The organism is Adhaeribacter terreus (assembly GCF_042657365.1).
GTDB lineage: Bacteria > Bacteroidota > Bacteroidia > Cytophagales > Hymenobacteraceae > Adhaeribacter_A > Adhaeribacter_A terreus.
In genome coordinates this window covers 220,525-240,535 of sequence record NZ_JBHSKT010000006.1, presented here as the reverse complement: position 1 = coordinate 240,535, position 20,011 = coordinate 220,525, and the positions used below count along the sequence as shown (strand labels likewise).

At 44.7% G+C, this 20,011-nt stretch carries 25 protein-coding genes; 10 read left to right on the top strand and 15 right to left on the bottom strand.

All coding sequences use genetic code 11. The features are described 5' to 3' along the window. Positions 1–14 precede the first annotated feature (14 nt). The 6 genes from ACFPIB_RS11895 to ruvX form a co-directional block, all read right to left on the bottom strand. Positions 15–380 carry a DUF2200 domain-containing protein gene (locus ACFPIB_RS11895; RefSeq protein ID WP_378017681.1) on the bottom strand — a complete coding sequence of 122 codons (366 nt, stop codon included), beginning with the start codon at positions 378–380 and terminating at the stop codon, positions 15–17. A gap of 23 nt (positions 381–403) precedes the next feature. Continuing rightward, the gene (locus ACFPIB_RS11890) at positions 404–793 is read right to left on the bottom strand and encodes a DUF1801 domain-containing protein (protein ID WP_378017680.1); all 390 of its coding nucleotides are present in this window, start codon (positions 791–793) and stop codon (positions 404–406) included. 2 nt (positions 794–795) lie between these two features. Next, positions 796–1,536: a hypothetical protein gene (locus tag ACFPIB_RS11885; protein WP_378017679.1), complete on the bottom strand. Its 741-nt coding sequence runs from the start codon at positions 1,534–1,536 to the stop codon at positions 796–798. A gap of 198 nt (positions 1,537–1,734) precedes the next feature. Further along, entirely contained in the window at positions 1,735–2,928 is a 1,194-nt protein-coding gene (locus tag ACFPIB_RS11880) for an acyltransferase family protein (protein WP_378017678.1), read from the bottom strand. A 64-nt stretch (positions 2,929–2,992) separates the two neighbouring features. Beyond that, positions 2,993–3,580 (bottom strand): peptide deformylase, encoded by a 588-nt coding sequence (def, locus tag ACFPIB_RS11875; protein WP_378017677.1) that lies wholly within the window; start codon positions 3,578–3,580, stop codon positions 2,993–2,995. After that, a complete protein-coding gene (gene ruvX / locus ACFPIB_RS11870; protein ID WP_378017676.1) occupies positions 3,577–3,993 on the bottom strand; it encodes a Holliday junction resolvase RuvX in 417 nt (138 codons plus the stop codon). Before ruvX ends, def begins: the two co-directional genes overlap by 4 nt. Before the next feature lie 362 nt (positions 3,994–4,355). Here ruvX and ACFPIB_RS11865 point away from each other — a divergent pair, with 362 nt between their 5' ends. From ACFPIB_RS11865 to ACFPIB_RS11850, 4 genes are all read left to right on the top strand, one after another. Next, positions 4,356–6,017 (top strand): S41 family peptidase, encoded by a 1,662-nt coding sequence (locus tag ACFPIB_RS11865; RefSeq protein WP_378017675.1) that lies wholly within the window; start codon positions 4,356–4,358, stop codon positions 6,015–6,017. A 768-nt stretch (positions 6,018–6,785) separates the two neighbouring features. After that, positions 6,786–7,985, top strand: coding sequence for a homogentisate 1,2-dioxygenase (locus tag ACFPIB_RS11860; RefSeq protein ID WP_378017674.1), 1,200 nt, complete (start codon positions 6,786–6,788; stop codon positions 7,983–7,985). 106 nt (positions 7,986–8,091) lie between these two features. Further along, a complete protein-coding gene (locus tag ACFPIB_RS11855; protein WP_378017673.1) occupies positions 8,092–8,673 on the top strand; it encodes a hypothetical protein in 582 nt (193 codons plus the stop codon). Positions 8,674–8,783: 110 nt separating this feature from the next. After that, the gene (locus ACFPIB_RS11850) at positions 8,784–9,320 is read left to right on the top strand and encodes a hypothetical protein (RefSeq protein WP_378017672.1); all 537 of its coding nucleotides are present in this window, start codon (positions 8,784–8,786) and stop codon (positions 9,318–9,320) included. 39 nt (positions 9,321–9,359) lie between these two features. On the opposite strand, the gene ACFPIB_RS11845 is transcribed toward ACFPIB_RS11850, so the two are convergent. From ACFPIB_RS11845 to hemB, 3 genes are all read right to left on the bottom strand, one after another. Beyond that, a complete protein-coding gene (locus ACFPIB_RS11845) occupies positions 9,360–10,193 on the bottom strand; it encodes a J domain-containing protein (RefSeq protein WP_378017671.1) in 834 nt (277 codons plus the stop codon). Positions 10,194–10,205: 12 nt separating this feature from the next. Further along, the gene (locus tag ACFPIB_RS11840) at positions 10,206–10,655 is read right to left on the bottom strand and encodes a hypothetical protein (RefSeq protein WP_378017670.1); all 450 of its coding nucleotides are present in this window, start codon (positions 10,653–10,655) and stop codon (positions 10,206–10,208) included. A 792-nt stretch (positions 10,656–11,447) separates the two neighbouring features. Further along, complete coding sequence (gene hemB / locus ACFPIB_RS11835) at positions 11,448–12,434, bottom strand: porphobilinogen synthase (RefSeq protein ID WP_378017669.1); 987 nt, start codon at positions 12,432–12,434, stop codon at positions 11,448–11,450. Positions 12,435–12,645: 211 nt separating this feature from the next. Here hemB and ACFPIB_RS11830 point away from each other — a divergent pair, with 211 nt between their 5' ends. Both ACFPIB_RS11830 and ACFPIB_RS11825 read left to right on the top strand, forming a co-directional pair. Continuing rightward, positions 12,646–13,065 carry a hypothetical protein gene (locus ACFPIB_RS11830; protein WP_378017668.1) on the top strand — a complete coding sequence of 140 codons (420 nt, stop codon included), beginning with the start codon at positions 12,646–12,648 and terminating at the stop codon, positions 13,063–13,065. After that, positions 13,062–13,262: a helix-turn-helix transcriptional regulator gene (locus tag ACFPIB_RS11825; RefSeq protein ID WP_378017667.1), complete on the top strand. Its 201-nt coding sequence runs from the start codon at positions 13,062–13,064 to the stop codon at positions 13,260–13,262. The genes ACFPIB_RS11830 and ACFPIB_RS11825 overlap by 4 nt, the downstream gene beginning before the upstream one ends. A gap of 27 nt (positions 13,263–13,289) precedes the next feature. On the opposite strand, the gene ACFPIB_RS11820 is transcribed toward ACFPIB_RS11825, so the two are convergent. From ACFPIB_RS11820 to ACFPIB_RS11795, 6 genes are all read right to left on the bottom strand, one after another. Further along, positions 13,290–14,075: a class I SAM-dependent methyltransferase gene (locus ACFPIB_RS11820; protein ID WP_378017666.1), complete on the bottom strand. Its 786-nt coding sequence runs from the start codon at positions 14,073–14,075 to the stop codon at positions 13,290–13,292. Between the two features lie 89 nt (positions 14,076–14,164). Further along, positions 14,165–14,698 carry a hypothetical protein gene (locus ACFPIB_RS11815; RefSeq protein ID WP_378017665.1) on the bottom strand — a complete coding sequence of 178 codons (534 nt, stop codon included), beginning with the start codon at positions 14,696–14,698 and terminating at the stop codon, positions 14,165–14,167. Positions 14,699–14,853: 155 nt separating this feature from the next. Further along, positions 14,854–15,444: a flavodoxin family protein gene (locus ACFPIB_RS11810; protein ID WP_378017664.1), complete on the bottom strand. Its 591-nt coding sequence runs from the start codon at positions 15,442–15,444 to the stop codon at positions 14,854–14,856. A 113-nt stretch (positions 15,445–15,557) separates the two neighbouring features. Further along, positions 15,558–16,025, bottom strand: coding sequence for a hypothetical protein (locus tag ACFPIB_RS11805; RefSeq protein WP_378017663.1), 468 nt, complete (start codon positions 16,023–16,025; stop codon positions 15,558–15,560). 164 nt (positions 16,026–16,189) lie between these two features. Beyond that, positions 16,190–17,461 (bottom strand): ornithine--oxo-acid transaminase, encoded by a 1,272-nt coding sequence (gene rocD, locus ACFPIB_RS11800; RefSeq protein ID WP_378017662.1) that lies wholly within the window; start codon positions 17,459–17,461, stop codon positions 16,190–16,192. 824 nt (positions 17,462–18,285) lie between these two features. Continuing rightward, positions 18,286–18,603 (bottom strand): hypothetical protein, encoded by a 318-nt coding sequence (locus tag ACFPIB_RS11795; RefSeq protein ID WP_378017661.1) that lies wholly within the window; start codon positions 18,601–18,603, stop codon positions 18,286–18,288. Between the two features lie 242 nt (positions 18,604–18,845). Here ACFPIB_RS11795 and ACFPIB_RS11790 point away from each other — a divergent pair, with 242 nt between their 5' ends. The 4 genes from ACFPIB_RS11790 (at position 18,846) to ACFPIB_RS11775 (ending at position 19,957) form a co-directional block, all read left to right on the top strand. Beyond that, positions 18,846–19,079, top strand: a complete 234-nt coding sequence (locus tag ACFPIB_RS11790; RefSeq protein ID WP_378017660.1) for a DUF5522 domain-containing protein — start codon at positions 18,846–18,848, stop codon at positions 19,077–19,079. A gap of 121 nt (positions 19,080–19,200) precedes the next feature. After that, positions 19,201–19,440 carry a 50S ribosomal protein L28 gene (gene rpmB / locus ACFPIB_RS11785; protein WP_200506028.1) on the top strand — a complete coding sequence of 80 codons (240 nt, stop codon included), beginning with the start codon at positions 19,201–19,203 and terminating at the stop codon, positions 19,438–19,440. A gap of 176 nt (positions 19,441–19,616) precedes the next feature. Continuing rightward, on the top strand, positions 19,617–19,799 hold the full coding sequence (gene rpmG / locus ACFPIB_RS11780; RefSeq protein ID WP_378017659.1) for a 50S ribosomal protein L33: 183 nt from the start codon (positions 19,617–19,619) through the stop codon (positions 19,797–19,799). Between the two features lie 2 nt (positions 19,800–19,801). Beyond that, complete coding sequence (locus ACFPIB_RS11775; RefSeq protein WP_200506030.1) at positions 19,802–19,957, top strand: DUF4295 domain-containing protein; 156 nt, start codon at positions 19,802–19,804, stop codon at positions 19,955–19,957. The last annotated feature ends 54 nt before the right edge of the window (positions 19,958–20,011 follow it).

The following is a 20,011-nucleotide window of genomic DNA, read 5'->3' as shown; positions in this document are numbered from 1 at the left end:
TTCACCCGAAATTTTTACGCGCTGCGCAGGATCTTTTCCATTTTTTTGCCTTTCGCCAATTCATCTATCAGTTTATCTAAATATCTTGCCTTTTGCGTTAACGGATTGTCGATCTCCTCCACGCGATAGCCGCAAATTACGCCAGTTATCAGGTGCGCGTTCGGGTTCAGGTTGGCTTGCTGAAAGAAGGTTTCGAATGTGGCTTTTTCGGCGATCAGTTCTTCCAGTTTTTTATCGTCGAACCCAGTTAGCCATTCTATTACTTGATGCAACTCTTCTTTTGTCCGGCCTTTCTTTTCCACTTTGGTTACGTAGTGCGGGTACACCGAGCCGAAGGTCATTTTGGCGATGCGTTCGTTGTGTTCGGGCGTTATTTTCATGGCTTTGAGTTGAAGGTAAATCGTTATTTCAGGCGCTCTAACTGGCCTTTGCGTTTCACAATATTTTTGTAGTCCCACTGAATTTCGCGGGCTTTTTGCAGCCATCTTTTCAGATCGGCAATTTCGATCTGCTCAGGCGAGGTGTAGCGGAATTCGGCGGCTTTGAATTTGCCTTCCGGCTGTAGTTTTGCTTCTTCAAAGGTCTGTCCGCTCCAGAAAAGTAACCGCACGCTGTCTTTAAGTTTGCTGTAACCCGCCACCGGATTGCCGTCTAAAAACCACACCGGATGCGCGTGCCAGATCTTGCTTTCCGCTTCAGGAAGTTCAGTGTTTATGGTATTAGCCAGTTGGTCACAGATTTCTTTGTCGGTTGGAACCTGTTTGTTATTGTATTCCTGAATTGCTGGGTGCATTTTCACTTTATCTGAACTAGTTCGTTTGATAGATTCCTGATAATAAAAATTTTATCGAAGCAGCTGGTAAAGTTTTCGAAATTAACTTTTTCAATTTTGTCAAACCATGAATAAGGAGGGATTCCTTCTACCAAAAGTAAAATTAAATCATCCGCTTGCTTCCTGTAAGATGGAGCTTTTTTCTCTTTGTCTATTATAGCAGTTTTGATTTGCTCTTGCGATAAATTGGGCAAAAACATGGATTTGCCGGAGTACCAAACGCTTTCGTTTATTTCCGGAAAAAAATAACCAGAAATTTTATTTAGCTCTTTTGGTAAATCTTCTTCAATAGAAAAATTAAAATGTTCATTCAAGGATTTGTTCTTAGTATGTTCCTCAATTATTGAACAAAATTTAATTGCTGGTATTGAGATTTGATCTTTGGAAAGTTTGAATTCATTGACAAAATCAAATCTTATATTAAGAGGAATATTATTTCGGGAATTGAATATTTGTTGAGTTTTTTCAATAATCTGGTTCTCAAAACTATATTTCTCTACTAAGGAGTATTTCTCATTTGTGGCTTTCTCAATACAAATTTGTCTTACTTCAACTCCGACCAAATTATCTTTGGTTTTAACTAAAAAGTCGGGAGCTTCAGCTTTTATAGTTTCAGTAATGGAATTCCGAAAATAAAGATCAGAGAACCTTTTAAAGAAATGATTTTCAATTATATATTTTTCTTCTGCCTTTTTTGATTTCATAACCTTCTGTTAATAGATTCAAATTAACAACAAAAATACAACTCGCAAAAAAGCCTGCTACAAAACGCTACCCTTTTTCACCCCAAAACTGCCCTGCCTTAATAGTATCAAATCAATACTATCATCAATCGAAAAACAAAAAAAAAGCCCACCGCAAAAACGGTAGGCTTTTCAGGTTAAAAAGTGCTTTACTCGTGCTTAAGCTGTTTGCTTCGTACCAGAATTAATAGCTGGTGCAGTTTTAGAGTTTAATGTCAGGCTGCGTTTTTTGCCCCAAACCATAAAGGGCTTTTCAATAAATGTGAACCCTAGAAAGCTTACCAGAACTAACACAGGCGTAATTCCAAAAACCAGCAGACTGTAAGCTGCAGGAGAAAGTGCTTTAGCCTGATCTAAGCCCAGCCCGAAATAAAACGTGGTGAACAAAACGAGGCCATGCAGCAGATAAATACTGTAACTCATGTCGCCGAGTAGTTTTAGAACCGGACTTTTCAGCAGCCCGAACACCGCGTTACCCATAGCAATCAAGGTAAATACCATGCTGATCAATAGAAAGCTTACCAGATTATTAGCAGTGTGAAACAAACCAAGCAGGTAAAGACAAATTAAAATAAAGGTGTTGCCGTAAAGCGCGTTAATTTTTTCTTTAATGGAAGAGAACTTCAGAATAAACGGAGCGATCGAGCCACCCAGAAATGCCAGAAGATAATAAGGTTCTATGCCATGTATAAAATAAAAAGCCACGAGTATAGCCCCGCATAAGGCAAGTAATTGCTTCGGAGGTTTGCTCTTTATCAGGGCCAGGGAAATAAAAGGCAGCGCAAAGTAGAAAAGCCATTCATAAGGCAGCGACCAGGTTACGCCGGTTACCAGAAATGTGTATTCCGAGTTGTTAACCGGCAATTTAATGATTGTGAAAAGCAGCCAGTCGGCGATCCATTTAAACAATTCAGCATATCCGGTTTGTAGCTGCCAGTTGCTTATCGTCATTACAGAAACAACGGTAAGCAGGGCCGTAAAGTAATACATCGGGACTATTCTGAATGCCCGGGAAAGGAAAAAGCTGCGCCAGTTAAAGCTTGTAATTCCATGATTCAATAACCGGCTAACGAACAAAAAACTGGTGATCATGAAAAAGAGGCAAACGCTTGTCTGCCCCAAATGGTTATACAGGTTCGATTGCGGCGCAGTCCATTTTCCGGTTTGCAGAAATTGGTGCCAGATGTGTGCGTGATGAATAAATACCCCCAGCGCCAGTAAGCCTCTAAGGCCATCGATGGTTTCGTACCTGTTGGTTGTAAAAGGGTGCTTATAACACTTATGCAGCAGGAAACCCGTAGCAAAAGCGATCAGATAAATGACCAGGGCAAACAACGGCGTATGAACATTCATGGGAAATTGTCTGCCTAAGCTATTGGTGTATATGCGTTTAAAATAATAGCATCAGCACTATAGTTTACCGCCCTTTTACTCCAAAGAACTTCATTCTGTAATCCGCATCCACATCGCCTTTAGAAATCTTAGTTAAGCGGGCTTTGATCAAACGGCGTTTCAACGGACTTAAATGATCGGTAAAAAGTACGCCTTCCAGGTGGTCGTATTCGTGCTGAATTACGCGGGCGGTCATGCCATCGAATTTTTCTTCGTGCGTGTTAAAATCTTCGTCCTGGTAGCGTAGCGTTACAATGGGTTTGCGGTACACGTTCTCTCTGATTCCCGGAATACTCAGGCAGCCTTCGTTAAAACCCCATTCTTCGCCTTCTTCAGCAATGATCTGCGGATTGATGAACGCGCGTTTCAGGCCCGGTTTCGGGGTGATCGGGTTGCCTTTTTCGTCTTCATCGTCTTCCATGGGGGCAGAATCGATCACGAACAAACGAATGCCTTTGCCAATTTGCGGCGCTGCCAGTCCTACGCCGTGCGCATAATACATGGTATCGAACATGTCGGCTACCAGCTTTTTCAGGTCCGGATCATCTTTCGGAATTTCAACGGTTTTGGCTTTTAAGATCGGGTCGCCGTAGCCAACAATCGGGTATATCATAATGCTTTGCTTTCTAAATAACTCTGTAAAATAATGGTAGCGCTCACCATATCTACGGTGGCTTTGTTTTGCCGGGCTTTCTTTTTCAGGCCGCCGGCCAGCATGGTCTGAAAAGCAATTTTAGAAGTAAACCGTTCGTCCACTAAATGAATTTGCTGCGCCGGGAATTCAGTTTTCAGCTTGCGTACCAGGCCTGTAACTGCTGCCGTGGTATCGGTGGGCGTATTGTCCAGGCGTTTCGGCATACCCACTACAATGGCTTCCACGTTTTCCTTCTGAATGTAATTTTTCAGGTACGTAAGCAGCGTGTGCGTGGGTACGGTTTCCAGGCCGTTGGCAATAATTTGCAGCGGATCGGTAACGGCCAGGCCGGTGCGTTTATTGCCGTAATCTATTGCCAGGATGCGTGCCACGTAGGTTTCAGGTTAAATGCTCGAAGCTGCAAAATTACGGATTTTTCCGGGAGAATGTAGTGGAGGAGTTTTTGCGGGCAAAACCGTAGCGTTTTTAATGCAAAAAGTCAGTGAAAGTGAACATTGCCCTTGAGAGATTTGCGAGGTTTCTGAAAATAAAAAAACGCTATGGTTTTTGGCTGAAAAAGTGAATTTTCGTGGCATATTCAGCTCTTCTAAAACCACCGCAAACAACAGGAATGAAACTGAAAAAGGCGGAAACGAGTTAAAAAAGAAATGCTGCCGATTTTGCCGTTTTTTGCATAGCTTTGTTTATGCCTGCAAATGCCGGCTTTTCTTCTAAACAACCAAGCCGCTTCCGTATGGCTGATGAAATAAAAAACTCGAAGTTCCAGGTGCGTTTGCCCTTACTGGTAGCGGCGGCGATGGCTTTTGGCATGCTCATTGGCGCCAATTCTTTTAAGCCGACCAACAGCAACAACGCTGCTTCCATTTCCAAAGCGTATCTCAAATTCCGCGATATTCTGAGTTACATAGACCGCGATTACGTAGATTCGGTAAACACCGACGATCTTTCGGATTACGCGATCAGCAAAATGCTCGAGAAACTCGACCCGCACACGGCTTATATTCCGGCCGCCGAAATGCAGCTGGCTAATTCTTACCTGGAAGGCGATTTCGATGGCATTGGCGTAGAATTCAATATTTTTCAGGATACCATTTACGTGATTGCACCCATTAGCGGCGGTCCTTCGGAATCTGCAGGTTTGCAGGCCGGCGATAAAATTGTAAAAGTAGACGGCGTAAACGTGGCCGGCATTAATATCTCAAATCAAGGCGTTTTTGAAAAGCTGCGTGGCCCGAAAGGCACCAAAGTTACGCTTACCATTCTGCGCAAAGAAGCTAAAAAACCGCTTACTTATACCATTACCCGCAATAAAATTCCTACCACGTCGGTAGATGTGAGTTACATGATCGATGCGGTTACGGGCTACATCAAGATCAACCGTTTTTCGGCCAACACTTTCGATGAATTCCGCAGCGCTATAACCGCTCTGCGCAAAAAAGGCATGAAACAATTGGTGCTCGATCTGCGCGATAATCCGGGCGGATACATGGACCGTGCCACTAAAATTGCCGACGAATTTTTGAGCGGTAACAAGAAAATTGTGTACACCGACGGCAAAGGCGATAAATACGATTCAGAAACCTACTCGCAGCACCGCGGCGATTTTGAACAGGGTGCTTTAGTAGTCATGATAAACGAAGGCAGCGCGTCCGCTTCCGAAATTCTGGCCGGTGCTTTACAGGATAATGACCGCGCTTTGATCGTTGGTCGCCGCTCTTTTGGTAAAGGTCTGGTACAAATGCCCATTCCGCTGAACGATGGTTCGGAGTTGCGTTTAACCATTTCGCGGTATTATACGCCAAGCGGCCGTTCCATTCAGAAATCGTATAAAAACGGCATGGAAGATTACGAATCAGATCTGATGAACCGCTTCCAGCACGGCGAAATTTTTAACCCCGACAGCATTCATTTCGACGATTCGCTGAAGTTTAAAACCCGTCGCGGAAGAGTGGTTTACGGCGGCGGCGGTATTATGCCCGATGTTTTTGTGGCACCCGATACTTCCGAAAATTCCCGTTACCTTACCGAGCTTTACAGCAAGAACGTGATCCGTGAATTTGCCCTGAACTATTACCGCGACCACCGCAAGAACTTCAAAAAAATGTCTTTTGCTGAATTTCAGCGCAGCTTTACAGTAACCGATAAAATGCTGAAAGACTTTATTAAAGAAGCGGAGCAGGCCAAAATTCCTTATGTAGAGAAAGATTTCAAGCGCTCGAAAAACCTGATCGTGAATAACATTAAGGCTTCCATTGCGCGCAGCGTGTACGGCCCGGTCGGTTTCTTCCCGATCTTCCACGAAAAGGATCCGGAATTGCAGGAGGCGCTCAAGCGTTTTACCGAAGCAGAGTTATTGAATAAAGGGCAGTTGCAGGGTTTAGGGGTTAAGAATTAATGATTTAATACCTGCGGTAAGCAGTTTTTTAGTTTGAAAGCATAGCGTTTTTTTCTGTCATCCTGAGCACAATTGAGCGCGGGAGCTCTAAGATTGCGAGCGTAGCTCTGAAGGACCTCATCGTCGGGCAGCAGTTTTTGGGCTACAAAGGATAGCGTTTTTGAAACACCTTTTCTGCTAAACATCTAGCTTCTTGCTTTTATCGGCAATTGTCTCCCTCAAGCCGGGCGGCTTCGTTTCTGCGTTCGCGTCTCACCCTTTCCTAGCCGCAGGCGGCTTTTCTGACGAAACCGGAAAGTGCGGAGGCCGCGCACTTAGAAACTGGGAGCTTCTTTCCTTCGTAATTAGCTTCTCTTTAGTTTAGCTATCTTGATAACGTGATTTTCAGGAAACGCTGCGCTGGCGGAATATGTGAAATAATAGTTTAGGGAATCAAAAGAATCAAATAAATCACAGTTCAGACCAATTTCATTGCCGTCTACTTCACCTGACGGATTACACCTGCGAAGAAAAGTCCTCCCCTGAATTAGGGGAGGATTTAGGTGGGGTCTTTTCATCCTGAAAATCCTGATCCCTGGAGTGGCTTGTTGATTATAAATTGGTTACAAAGGGAGGATGACGAATATTTCTGCATTTTTGGTTTTTCGTCATTCCTTTTTCTGAAATTTAGCCGTACTTTTAAGGGCAGAAATGCTACCGTTTTTCAGGGTTGATTTTCCTTCCTGAAAACGATACCGTTTTTTATCTTTTGGCTTAAACCTTTCTATTATGCCTTTTTACCATAAATTAGGAAGCATTCCGCAGAAACGACATACGCAATTCCGGAAGCCGGACGGCAGCTTGTATGCCGAACAGCTGGTGGGTACGCTGGGTTTCAGCGGGGTTTCTTCGTTGCTTTATCATAAAAATCCGCCCACCAAAATTGAGCGCATCGGCGAGCCGGTTCCGTTTAGTTATAAGCTGGCCAAGGAAGCAAAATATGCGCCGAGCCACTTAAGAACGCTGGGTGAAAAAACTACCGGAACCGATTACCTGAAAGCGCGCCGCACCATGATGGCGAATAACGACTGCGCGATCAGTATCTGTAACCCGAGCGAAAAGGAAATGGCATATTTCTACAAAAATTCCATTGCTGACGAGGTGGTTTTTGTGCACGAAGGTTCGGGCGATTTGCTTACCCAGATGGGAAAGATCGAATTCCGGCCGGGCGATTACCTGGTAATTCCGCGTACCGTTATTCATAAATTCCGGTTCAACGAAGGGCAGGTACGTTTGCTCGTTATTGAATCTTTCAGCCCGGTAGAAACGCCGCGCCGTTACCGCAATCATTTTGGCCAGCTGCTGGAGCATTCGCCGTTTTGCGAGCGCGATATGCGGGCGCCAAGCGAACTGGTGCAGGAAGATGAAAAAGGCGAATACCTGGTGCAGATCAAGCGCGAAGGGTTTTTACACCAGTATTACTACGATTTCAGTCCGCTGGACGTGGTGGGTTGGGATGGTTATTTCTTCCCGTACGCGTTCTCCATTCACGATTTTGAACCCATAACCGGCCGCATTCACCAGCCACCTCCCGTACATCAGACCTTCGAGGCGCATAACTTTGTGATCTGCTCGTTCGTGCCGCGTTTATACGATTATCACCCGCAGGCAATTCCGGCGCCGTATAACCACTCCAACGTAGATTCCGACGAGGTTTTATATTACGTGGAAGGTAACTTTATGAGCCGCAAAGGCATTGATATCGCTTCGTTCACGATCCACCCGAGCGGTATTACGCACGGTCCGCACCCGGGCACCATAGAGGCCAGCATTGGCAAAGTGGCTACCGAAGAACTGGCCGTGATGATCGATACGTTCAAGCCGCTTTACATTACCGAAGAGGCCATGCAGTATCTGGACCCTAACTACCCGATGAGCTGGAAAGATGGCCACACAGACCCGCCGCGGGCTGCCGATATGATGGATTAGTAAACAAAACGCTATAACTTTTGTTGAAAAACTTGGAAGCGGAGTTGGATATGTTTATATTTAACTCCGCTTTCTTTTATTTTAAACGTTTCATTTTAAGCGCTATATGAAAAAGTCGTACTATTTATTGTTGCTGCTGGTGGTGGCCGTATTTTCAGGTTGTAAGAAAGAAGAGGAAGATCCGGTAGATAAACTTTTCAGCTTCGATATTAAGAATGAAAAAGGCTTTGTAGCTACCAAAGACGAAATAAATGCGGCGTATGCGGCTTCGGCCAACGGGTTTAACTTTCCATTGCCGGTAAGCGGCGTGGCCGGCGATACGGAAGCGAGTTTCCAAAAGAACAACACCAGCACCAGCCTGGTGACGGAAGTAAAAGTGCGCGAAGTGTACTTAACCATGCCCGATAATGCTACCGAAGATTTCAGTTTCCTGGAAAAAGTAGACATTTATATTGCTACTGATGTGAATGATCCGAACCCGTTGCTGATGGCTTATAACCGCGCAATTCCGACGAATGTGGGCAAGAAACTGGTGTTTACCCCAACCGATGCCAGCGTAGCCAAATACGTGAAAGCCGGTACGTATGCCCTGATCCTGAAAGATTATAAAATGGCCCGGCAGGTAACCAGCGATCTGAGTATTACGGCCCGCATTACTTATACCGTTACGGCCAATCCGCTGAAATAATCTGCTAAACCCTGCGCGGCAGGTTTTGCGTATGAGAAGTCTTTTCCGGCACCAGATTTGTCTGGCAGCAGGGGAAGACTTTTTTACGTTAAAACCCTACCATTTTTCTTATGAAAACTATTCTTGTGTATCTGACCTTTCTGTTGGGAATTAGTTTAACCGCCTGCGATAAAGTAGATAAGTTGCTCACCTTTTACATAGAAGACGAACAAACCATCGAAATTCCGTCGCAGCTTAGTAACGGTTTTCCGTTAGGCACGCTTATTCCGCTTTCGCCGGTGGCCGTAAATACTAATTCTGAGAGTGAATTTGCGAATAACGATACGCGCGCCGACCTGGTAAAAGATGTAAGCCTGGATAAACTGAAACTTTCGTTAACCGACCCAAACCAGAATTTCGATTTCCTGAAAGATATTGATATTTACATTTCCAACGATGCCAACGAAGAGCTGCGCATTGCTTATTACAACGATATTCCGCTAGGCCAGAATACTATTGAACTGGTTTCTACGGGTGCCAAACTGGATAAATACATCAAGGCTCCGAGTTATAAAGTAATTATCAAAGCGCGCCTCCGCAAAGCCATTGCCGATGATATTACTATTAAGGCAAATATGCGCTTTAAAGTTACCGCCGATCCGCTGTAAGTACCGTTTTTTTCTTCCTAAAACGCTATGCTTTTGGGCTTAAAAACTCATGTAAAGCAAAATAAGCGTTATCATGCCGAAGCAGCCAGCAATTATGCCGGCATTCATGCGGGCCTGCCACCGCATCTTTTTACTTAACCCGGCAGCCGCCGCGGCCATTTGCAGCAACAGTAGAATAAAGAAGTTGTGATACACCGTGCCTTTGTTTACCGGGAATTTTTCGCCGGTGCCTTTTAGGTGCGTGATCTGGTAAAATAACGGGGTGCGCCATAAAGTAACCACCTGTCCGGTAGATAGGTAATTGCCCTTAAGGTCGCGGAAATTGATGCGGAAGCGGGTGTTTTTGGTGTTTATGTAAACCGGCGATTCGCTGCTGGTATCAGTTAAAGACATCTCTACGCGGGTAATGATTTCGTTCTCTAAACGGTGGGCTAGGAATTTATCGGCTACGATCAGGATGCTAACCAAAAATATGATCTGGCACACGCGGCGCAAAATTGGTTCGTATTCCTGGTAAGTTGGGCGGGCGTAATTCTGGTAATGTTGCCGGAAATGCGGCGGTGGTTGAGGTGGCCGGTAGGTTGCCTGCGGTCTTCTTGCCTGGGTTTGATTTGGCCGGTTAAAAGGTTGCGGGCCAGGTGTGGTGGCTTTCGGCTGATTTTTATAAGTAACCCAGCGGTAATGGTAAATTTCGCGTTTGCTTTTGTCGCCCAGAATTTCGTAGGCCTCGTTTATTTCCAGGAATTTGTGGTGGTGCGCGGCGTTTGGGTTTTTATCCGGGTGATATTGTTTGGCCAGTTTGTAAAAAGCTTTCCGGATCTCGGTTTGCGTAGCATTTCCGGGAACGGATAAAATCTGGTAATAATCTTTCAAATTCGGGGAAACTTAAATTAAACGGTGGCTTTCGCGGGCTTCGGCGGGCAGATTTTGGTAGCGGCGGTCGGCCAGGTAACCGCCCAGGGTAGCTGCTAAAAATTTCCCAACTAAAACAAGAACATCGGTTAAATCGAAATCGGCTTTGGGCTTGGCAAAAATAGCCAGATCTAATAGTACAATAAAAGCGCCGGTAAGCAAACCATGCAATAAACGAGAGTTAGTAAGTTTGCGGGCAGCCCAGAAACCCATACCCAAAGCAGCCAGCATTCCGGCAATTGGCCCGATATAAAGCCCGGCTTTCCCAGCAAATGCCTCCAATGCAGCTTTGTCCTGCGCCGGGGTGGCAATATAACCATAGGCCGTTACGGCTATTATGAGAATAACCAGCGGAATGAGTTCGGCCAGAAGCGCGGCAATGGTTATGCGTAATAAGCGGATCTTTGGTTTTGATTCTTCCATAGTTTCAGGCTAAAGCAAAGCAGGGTTTGTTCTTTAACGGGTATTTGCGGTTAAAAAGGTACGGTTTTTTCGGGGTTTGAGGAAAATTTTGAGTTTTTAAATAGAAAAGGATAGCGTTTTTTTATCGTCATCTCGACGATAGGAGAGATCTTTTCGGGTTTGTAGCATGCTGACTTTTTTAGCTATAAAGAATACCGTTTTTCATAGTTGGTATTTTCTCTTTTATCAGTTAGCTTTTTTTTCATAATGAGCTTTCGTGTTCTTTTTGTCTTGACACAAATAAAGAGGGCCCCTACCCCCAGAACCAAAAAAGTCAAGTTAAGCGCAAACTCGCTGACCGCTCAAACAGTGCGCTTGACAAAAGGCCACCGTGGTACATTTCTTCTTTGTAGTAAACTGGACAGTGCCTGGATAGTGAGCATCAGTGGCTAGGCAAGCAGCAAAATTTGCTGCCGTAAGCGCAAATTTTGCTTGAAGTTCTTCGGTTTCGTTGATCGTACTCCGCTCCGCGTTTGAGTGAAATTACTGAATTGAGCAGGAATGTAAAAGCTCCCCTCCTTAATAAGGAGGGGTTGGGGTGGTTGATCTGCTGTGTTGCTTACTTTAAAGGATAAAGTTTGTTCAAAGAGAAAACAAACCCATCCCGATAATCCTGAAAATCCATTAATCTGACGAATCCAAATTCAGACAAATTAGTTGTGGGGAACATTTTACCACTTCTGGCAGAAATAAAAAAAAGTCAGCCCTGCAGGTTTGTGGAGCTGACTTTTTTGCCTGAAGGCATAGCGTTTTTTAGCCGTTCATCTTTTTCAGGTACTGTGCAAATTCCTTCGCGAAATAAGTAAGAATGATATCGGCGCCGGCGCGTTTGAAGCTTAATAAAACTTCGGCCATTGCTTTTTCGCCGTCGATCCAGCCGTTGGCAGCCGCAGCTTTTACCATAGCGTACTCGCCGGAAATGTTGTAGGCGGCAATTGGTAAATGCGAGTTGTCGCGGAGGCTTTTGATGATGTCTAAGTACGGTAAGCCGGGTTTTACCATTAAATAGTCGGCGCCTTCCAACGTGTCTAGTTCAGCTTCCAGAAGCGCTTCGCGGGAGTTGGCGGGGTTCATCTGGTAAGTTTTTTTATCGCCGAATTTCGGGGCCGAATCCAGGGCTTCGCGGAACGGGCCGTAGAAGGCGCTGGCGTATTTGGCGGTGTAGCTCATGATGGCCACGTTGCTGAAACCGTTCTTGTCTAAATGCTCCCGGATAAAACCTACGCGGCCGTCCATCATATCACTTGGGCCGATGATGTCGGCGCCGGCGCGGGCTTGCTCCAGGGCCATTTTTGCCAGGATATCCAGCGTTGCATCGTTCAGAATTTCGCCGTTATCTACAATGCCGTCGTGGCCGTCGGAGGAATAAGGGTCCATGGCTACGTCGGTCATGAGCACTACATCGGGGAAGTTCTTTTTTACTTCGGCAATGAACTGCGGGAAAAGGCCTTCTTTGTTGTAGCTTTCCATGGCGAAGCGGTCTTTTTTATCTTCGGAAATAACCGGGAAAGGGGCAAAGGCTTTTACGCCAAGTTCTACGCAGCTGGCAATTTCGTCCAGCATTCTATCAGTGCTGAAGCGGGAAATGCCCGGCATAGAAGTAATGGGAATAGCCTGATTCTGGCCTTCTACAACAAATATGGGAAAGATAAGATCGTTTACGGTTACAAAGTTTTCCTGAACCATGTTCCGGATCACTTCGGATTTGCGGTTGCGGCGCGGCCGGCGGGTTAAATTCATAATACTATGCATTTAAGTTTAAACTGCTGCAAAGGTACGGCTAATGCCCGGGGAATGAAATGATTATTGGCAGTTTTTGGAGCCAAAGGGATAGCGTTTTTAACCGCTAATGATCAGGATGAAAATGATTACTTAGATTTTTGCCGGCTATTTAATTTTTTCGTAATGGAAAGTATATTTGTCATTATGGAAAATAAACTTGCTATGTAAAATGAAAAAGAGAGACCCGCAATTCAATCTTATTCCTCACAGATTTAAATTTATTGGCTTGGGGATTGCCGTTTTAGCGGCGCTGTTTCTAATAGGAATGAAAGAAGCCTGGTTTGGTCTTGCGCCGGAACAATTAGAACCAGCCAAAACCTACGGCCTGAATTTCTTTATTTTAGGTCTCCTATTTATTGCGCTGGCCAAAGAGAAAGTAGAAGATGAGCGAACCTTTACCTCTAAAACTAAAGCCTTTGCTGGTGGATTTGTGGGGGCGGTGATCAGCGCCATCATCTGGTCTTCGTGGAACCTGTTGTTTAAAGAAAGTTCCTTGCAACCGTTAACGGGTCAGGGTTTAGCCATGCTCATGCTCTTTACTTATTTAGCTACCTTTTACCTTCAGAAGCTTACCGGCGAAGAAGCATGAAAAATTCGCTGAAAGTGGAGCGCGCCAAACTGAATTTAACCCAGCAACAACTGGCAGATAAAGTGGGCGTTTCGCGGCAAACTATTAACTCCATTGAAGCCGAGCGTTACGTGCCTTCTACAGTGCTGGCTATTAAAATTTCGGAAGTTTTTGATACAACGGTAAACGCAATTTTTATGCTGGAAACGGATGATTGAGTTTTTCAGCCGAAACCCATAGCGTTTTTAAGCCTGCTTTTTAGCAATGCAATACGTGCTTACGCCAATCGGTAAATTGATGTATTTCAGGAGTTTGTTTTCGGAATTGATCAGGTTGTAGAACAAGCTGTTGAATTTCATTTCGTCTTCCAGATCGCCGGTTTTGCCTTTTTTGAAGAGGTTCAGGCGGCTTAAAAGGCGAACGGCGTAAATGGGCAGGAACAGGAAAAAATTCCAGTAGCTGGCTTTGCTGATCTGAAAGCCGTTCTGCTTCAGTTTGGTTTCGAGTTCGGTTTTGGTGTAGCGCCGGAAGTGCATGTTTTCTACGTCGTGCTCGCTCCATAATGCCATTAAAGCCGGCACAAAAACCAATAACGTGCCGTCTGCTTTCAGTAAACTATTCCAGTTCTTCAGCGCTTTTTCATCGTCTTTTAAATGCTCCAGGCAATCGGAAGCAATTATGATGTCGAATTTTTGTTCCAGCGTAATGTTTTGCGCATCCATTACAAACGCATTCTGAATACCGTTTTCCTTGCAATTCCGGATCGCATTCGCGCTGATATCCACGCCATAAAGATTGCTGCGCTCGAAACCCATTTCGGCCAGTTCGTTCAGTAAAATACCGGAAGAACTGCCAATATCCAGGATGCGGCTGTTGCGGGGACAATTCTTTAAATATTGCAGAATATACTGTCTTCTTGCTTTAAACCAGAAATGGTTTTTCTCTATTTCGTGATACTTTTTTTCGAAGGATTCTTTCATGGTATTGCGGCCGGCAATCGGCGTGTGGTTTCCACAATTCTGTTTGGCCAAGGCCTCGGAATAAGCAGGAAACCGTATTTTTTTTTTTCAAAGGTAACTAAATTTAGATTGGCTCGTGTTCCCGGGCGCAGTTTGCGGGTTTAACGGCCCAGCAAAGCAACCATCGAAAAAATAAAGCCGGTCAGAAATAAACCGCCGCCGATCCAGGCTACAACACCTGCCCCGGAAGTTCCGGCAATTACCAGACCCAGCGCAATCAATAATAGTATGGTGCCGGCCGCCAGAAAAATACCGGAAAGCGTACGGCCACGCACTTTTTCGGGTTCATCCTGGGTTTTAACTGTTAGCGCTTTGTCAGGTTTTTCCGGGAGCAGTTTTTGGCCTGGGAAATTTGTTGGTTGGTCGGGTTGAACTAATGCGAAAATTGGTTTTGGTTGACTTATTCGGGATGCTGGAAGCACTTTTTCGGCCGGAATTGCTACCGTTTTGGGTTCCGGGATTTGTATGGTTGCAGCCGCATATAGTTCATTCTCTGAAGGCAAATGAGCGGGTTGCGATGTAAGCGGAACAGTGTTGCCGGAGACGAAAAGTGGCGGTTTGGAGCTTTGGCAACTACCGAAAAGCAGATTGAGAAAAATTAGCCAGGAAAGGAAGGATATCTGAGAAGTTTTCATGCAGCAGATTTGCTCAAAAATAGAAAAAGCCAGCGAAATATTTTTGTAAAATCGCGGGCTTATGAAATGCAGAAATTAGGGTTTAGGTGAAGTTCGTACTTTTTTAGCCTGTTTTCTTAGCGTTTTTGGTTTGATTGAAGGCTGCGAAATTGTGATCAAGCCGGACGTTTTTTGCTGAATGTTACAAGTTGTTTAGCCATGGTTTCGGCAGCGGAAGCATAATCCTGTTCGTATTTTTGCATGAGTTCTGCGCGGCTGGTGTTTTTGTCTTTGGCCTGGCCTTTCCATAAAACCGAAAGCGTGGCGTAAGGCGGCAGCAGCAAACCAATGGCGTTGTAGAAATTGCTGAGGTTGGCAATAATGCTTTGCGCGCCGTCCGAATCGCCGGTGATGACGATGCCGCCAACTTTGCCTTCCAGCCTTGAGGTTTTTCCGGCCAGAATTTCGTCGTGCAGTTCGTCGAGCCGTTCAATTACCCGCTGCATTTCCGACGATTGGTTGTTCCACCAAATGGGCGTTGCAAAAATGATGATATCGGCGGCTAAAAGTTGCTCCAGAATTTGCGGCCAAGCATCGCCGGCGCCCATGTTGCTGTAAGTTCCCGCCAGAATGTTGTGCTCTACCAGTTTAATGATGCTGCTTTCTATCTGCTGTTCCTTTAGGTGTTTTTGGAGGAATTCGCATAGCGTTTGCGTGTTGGAAATGCCTTCTTTTTTAAGAGTTGCGAGGAGGATCACGGCTTTCATATCGGGCTTTTAGTGGTGGTAAGCCTTATAGTTGAAAAGACGAGGTTTGGTTGTGGGTGATGGGAGAATAACGTACTTGGCTAAACGACGGCGTAGCTGACGTTTAGGTGTGGTTAGCTCTTGTTTTTCTTTTTTATTTCATAAGCAGCTTGGTCGAGGGGTATTTCCTGCTTTTTAGATTTAGTAATTCTACCAGTTACAGTTCCATTTTGAATTGGAAAAACTGTGAATCCGCAACTGACTAAACTTTTATCTTTTGTAAGGAGAACCAAGTATTGAGTATTTTTATTTAATTCATTTAGATTGTACAAGCAATCTACTCCATTGCCACCTTTTATTTCTAGTGTATCTTGCTCTAGAACTCCTTTAATTCTTTTTGAAACTACAAATTTTCCTTTCAAACCAAAAGATTTGTCAGGACTTGTAGTAGAATCGACTTTTGTAACTTTGATTAGCTGCCCTACCATTATATAATCATAAGCTTTAGATGCTTCTATCAAATGCTTGTAAGAAACACATTTACAAGCGTAAGATGAACCACTTGCCCAAAGGAGAATAATAATTATTAAGAGCTTCTTCATTTTTAAAATTTTAAATTTGGGCTAACTACAGTATATCCGTAATAACTCCGTTTATCCCACCAATATAAGCAGATAACCGTAGTTTTTAACAACGTTAAATAAAAAAGCAAGCGCTCCGGTTTTACCCGAAACGCTTGCTTTTAAAATGGTTCAGCTGAAAATGATTAATCCAGTTCTTCCGGGGCTTCTACCGGGCTGGAGAATTGCAGCATGGTTTGCTCAATAATGTCGCAGCACTCATGCAGTTGTTCTTCGGTAATTACCAGTGGTGGCGCAAAACGGATGATATCGCCGTGCGTTGGTTTGGCCAGTAAACCGTTTTCTTTCAGGGCAACGCAAACATCCCAGGCGGTTCGGCCGTCGGCGGTTGGTTTAATAATTACGGCGTTCAAAAGGCCTTTGCCGCGCACCAGCGTAATTAGTTCAGGGTGGTTTTGCTGAATGCGGCGCATGCGTTCGCGGAAAATTTCGCCCATAATGCGGGCATTTTCGGTCAGGTTTTCGTCTTCAATTACCTGAAGTGCAGCCATGGCAACTACGCAGGCCAGCGGGTTGCCGCCAAACGTAGAACCGTGTTCGCCTGGCTTGATGCAAAGCATAATTTCATCGTTGCAAAGTGCTGCTGAAACCGGTAAAACTCCACCTGATAATGCTTTTCCCAGGATCAGGATATCGGCTTTTACGCCTTCGTAGCAGGTTGCCAGTAGTTGTCCGGTCCTGGCGATTCCGGTCTGAATTTCGTCGGCAATGAAGAGGACGTTGTGCTGTTCGCAGAGGGCTTTGGCTTTGCTTAAATATCCTTCGGAAGGTACATAAACGCCGGCTTCGCCCTGAATTGGTTCTACTAAAAAGGCGCAAACGTGCGGGTTCTGAACGGCTTCTTCCAGGGCTTCCAGGTCGTCGTAAGGAATTACTTTGTAGCCCGGCATGTACGGACCAAAACCGCCGGTAGAATCCGGGTCGGTTGAGAAGGAAATAATACCCGTGGTACGTCCGTGAAAATTCGATTCCACTACAATTATTTCTGCTTCGTTAGGAGCAATGCCTTTTTGTTTGTAGCCCCATTTGCGCGCCAGTTTAATGGCAGTTTCTACGGCTTCGGCTCCGGAATTCATCATTAAAACCTTGTCGTAGCCAAAATATTCGGCAATGTATTTTTCAGCTACACCCAGTTTGTCGTTGTAAAAAGCACGGCTGGTTAAAGTGAGTTGCTGCGCCTGCTCTACCAGTGCACCAATAATTTTGGGGTGGCAGTGGCCTTGGTTCACGGCGCTGTAAGCTGAAAGAAAATCGTAGTAGCGTTTGCCTTCCACATCCCAGAGGTGCACGCCTTCGCCGCGCGTTAAAACCACCGGCAGCGGATGATAGTTGTGGGCGCCGTATTTATCTTCGAGTTCTATGGCCTGCTGGCTGGAGGTAATGGTAGCAGTATGCATCGTTTTATTTTGTTTTATTCGGTTGGAAATAGATTCTCTTTCAGACTTTTCAGTACGGAAATGATAGCGTTTTTGCTGTGCTTTAAGCAAATTGCTTCGGGGTAAAGTTAAGGATTTTGGTGGAAGGTGGGAATTTATTGAAGTGAGGAATGGATTTGCTGAGTTTTTATGCTGAAAAGCATACCGTTTTTTTTCTGTCATCCTGAGCACAATTGAGCGCGGGAGCGCGAAGATTACGAGCGTAGCTCTGAAGGACCTCATCGGCGGGCAGTAGTTTTTTAACTAAAAGTGCTAGCGTTTTTGAATCCCCTTTTCTGCTAAACAGCTGACTTCTAACTTTCATCGGCAATTTTCACCCTCAAGCCGGGCGGGCTTCGTTTCTGCGTTCGCGGCTGCACCCTTTCCTTTGCTTGCGCAATTTTGCTAAAGCAAAAGTCGGAAAGTGCGGAGGCCGCTCTCACAGAAACTGGGATCATTCACCTTCGTAGTTAGCTTCTTTTTTAGTTTAGCTTTCTTGATAACGTGGTTGTCGAAGGACGCTGCGCTGGCGAAAGGCGTGAATTCGTAATGGAGAAAAGCGCCCCTCCTTGAAAAGGAGGGGCAGGGGTGGTTGAATCCTTTAATCCCTAAATCTGACAAATCCCAATTCAGACAATTTGAAAATTCATCCCTAAAATCGAGTCCAACCTTTACCGTTACTTGCTTTTCCTATCACATTTCAGCATTCACTTATTTCAGAATACCGGCATAAAAAAACAGCATTTCTGCTGGCGGTGCTTTGCCAGCGGAAATGCTGTTGGTAAGTTTTCCGGGTTGCCGGAGATTTAAGCCATGCCGGGTTTGCTTTTGTGTACTTTATTAAAAATGCTGGCAAATTCGGCGGCGTTGTATTGGGCATACGTATCGAGCATAATGCCCATTACGTGGTCCTGGGTTTCAACGGCAAAAACTTCGTGGGTGTTGGCAGCGTCCGCTTCCGGGCCGTCTATGTGGTGCTGTTCTACAATGGTCAGGTCTTCGGGAGCTACTTCTTTTGAAAGTTCGGGGCAATAAATACCGTTGTCCTGAATGTTGAAGGTATGAATAAAGCCGCGGTCCCGGAGGTCTTGCACAACTTTAAATATTGGATCGTTTGTGTTCATAGCGCGAAAAAGTTTGTAGTAAAAATTTTAATTAAGTCCTTCTTTTTACGACTGTTACGTTTTGTAGTTTGCTATATTTCAGTAAGTTAATATATTTTTGCGCTTCAGATTTACCAGCTGAAGTAAAAGATATTATCCTGCTTCGTTTTGGCTGAAAGGCCGCTCTGGGGCCGGTTTATGGCTGAAAGCGGGAGCTTTTAAATGCAGAGTAAAGAATTGGTTTTAAATAAATTGCGGCCGGAGTGTATAAGTACAAGTTTAATTTCCTACTTTTGCAGCCTGAAAGCATAGCAAAGTTTACTGTTTTGAATAAACCGTTGCCACCTTTAGAACCCGGAGATTATTATTTTAATGAACAGGGTTTAATGGTTTTTACGGCTCAATACCACCTGAAGCGCGGTTATTGTTGCAAGAGTGGGTGTAAGCATTGCCCTTATGGTTTCAGAAAAGCGCAGGAAAGTAAGCCAAAGCCTTGAAGTAAAAACGCGGCAGAACGGCTTTAAGCAGTGAAACTCAAATAATTTTAGATTTGGGGTTGACTTTTTGTTTCTTTCTTCCGATATTTGCAACCCTTTAGAATAAAACTGATAAAACGAAATGGCACGAGTTTGTGATTTAACCGGCAAAAGACCTCAGGTAGGAAATAACGTTTCCCACGCCAACAATAAAACCAAACGTAAGTTCTACCCGAATTTACAGAAAAAGCGTTTCTACATCCCGGAAGAGGATGCCTGGATCACGCTGAAAGTTTCTACTACAGCTTTGCGCGCTATCAACAAGAATGGTATTGCCGCAGTGTTGAAAAAAGCACACCGCGAAGGTTTTATCAGCTACTAAATAAAAGCGCATAAGCCCGGTTCCTGTTGCGAAAACAGTAGCGCCGGCGGGCTGAAAAGTAAATACAAGGCGGAAGACGCAGGTTTTCCGGGGCTTTGATTTTATTTTTAAGCGCTTTAGTTGTTATTCCGAAAGGTGAATAGTAAATTTGCAAAGATTTTTAAAAGATAGTTGAGATGGCTAAAAAAGGTAACCGCGTACAAGTAATTATGGAGTGCACCGAGCAGAAGAACTCTGGTGTTCCAGGTACTTCCCGCTACATCACTACCAAGAACAGAAAAAATACCCCTGAGCGTCTGGAAATGAAGAAATTCAATGCCAACCTGAGAAAAGTAACTGTACACAAAGAAATTAAATAACGATGGCTAAGAAAGTAGTTGCAACCCTCAAAACTTCTACCGGTAAAGACTGGGCAAAAGTAATTAAGGCTGTAAAATCCGAAAAAACCGGTGCTTACACCTTCAGAGAAGAAATGGTGCCTGTAGATAAAGTACAGGAGTTTTTAGCCGCTAAATAATTGCGCTGATCTCATTCAGTTAAAAAAGTCCCTCACGCACGTGTCGGGACTTTT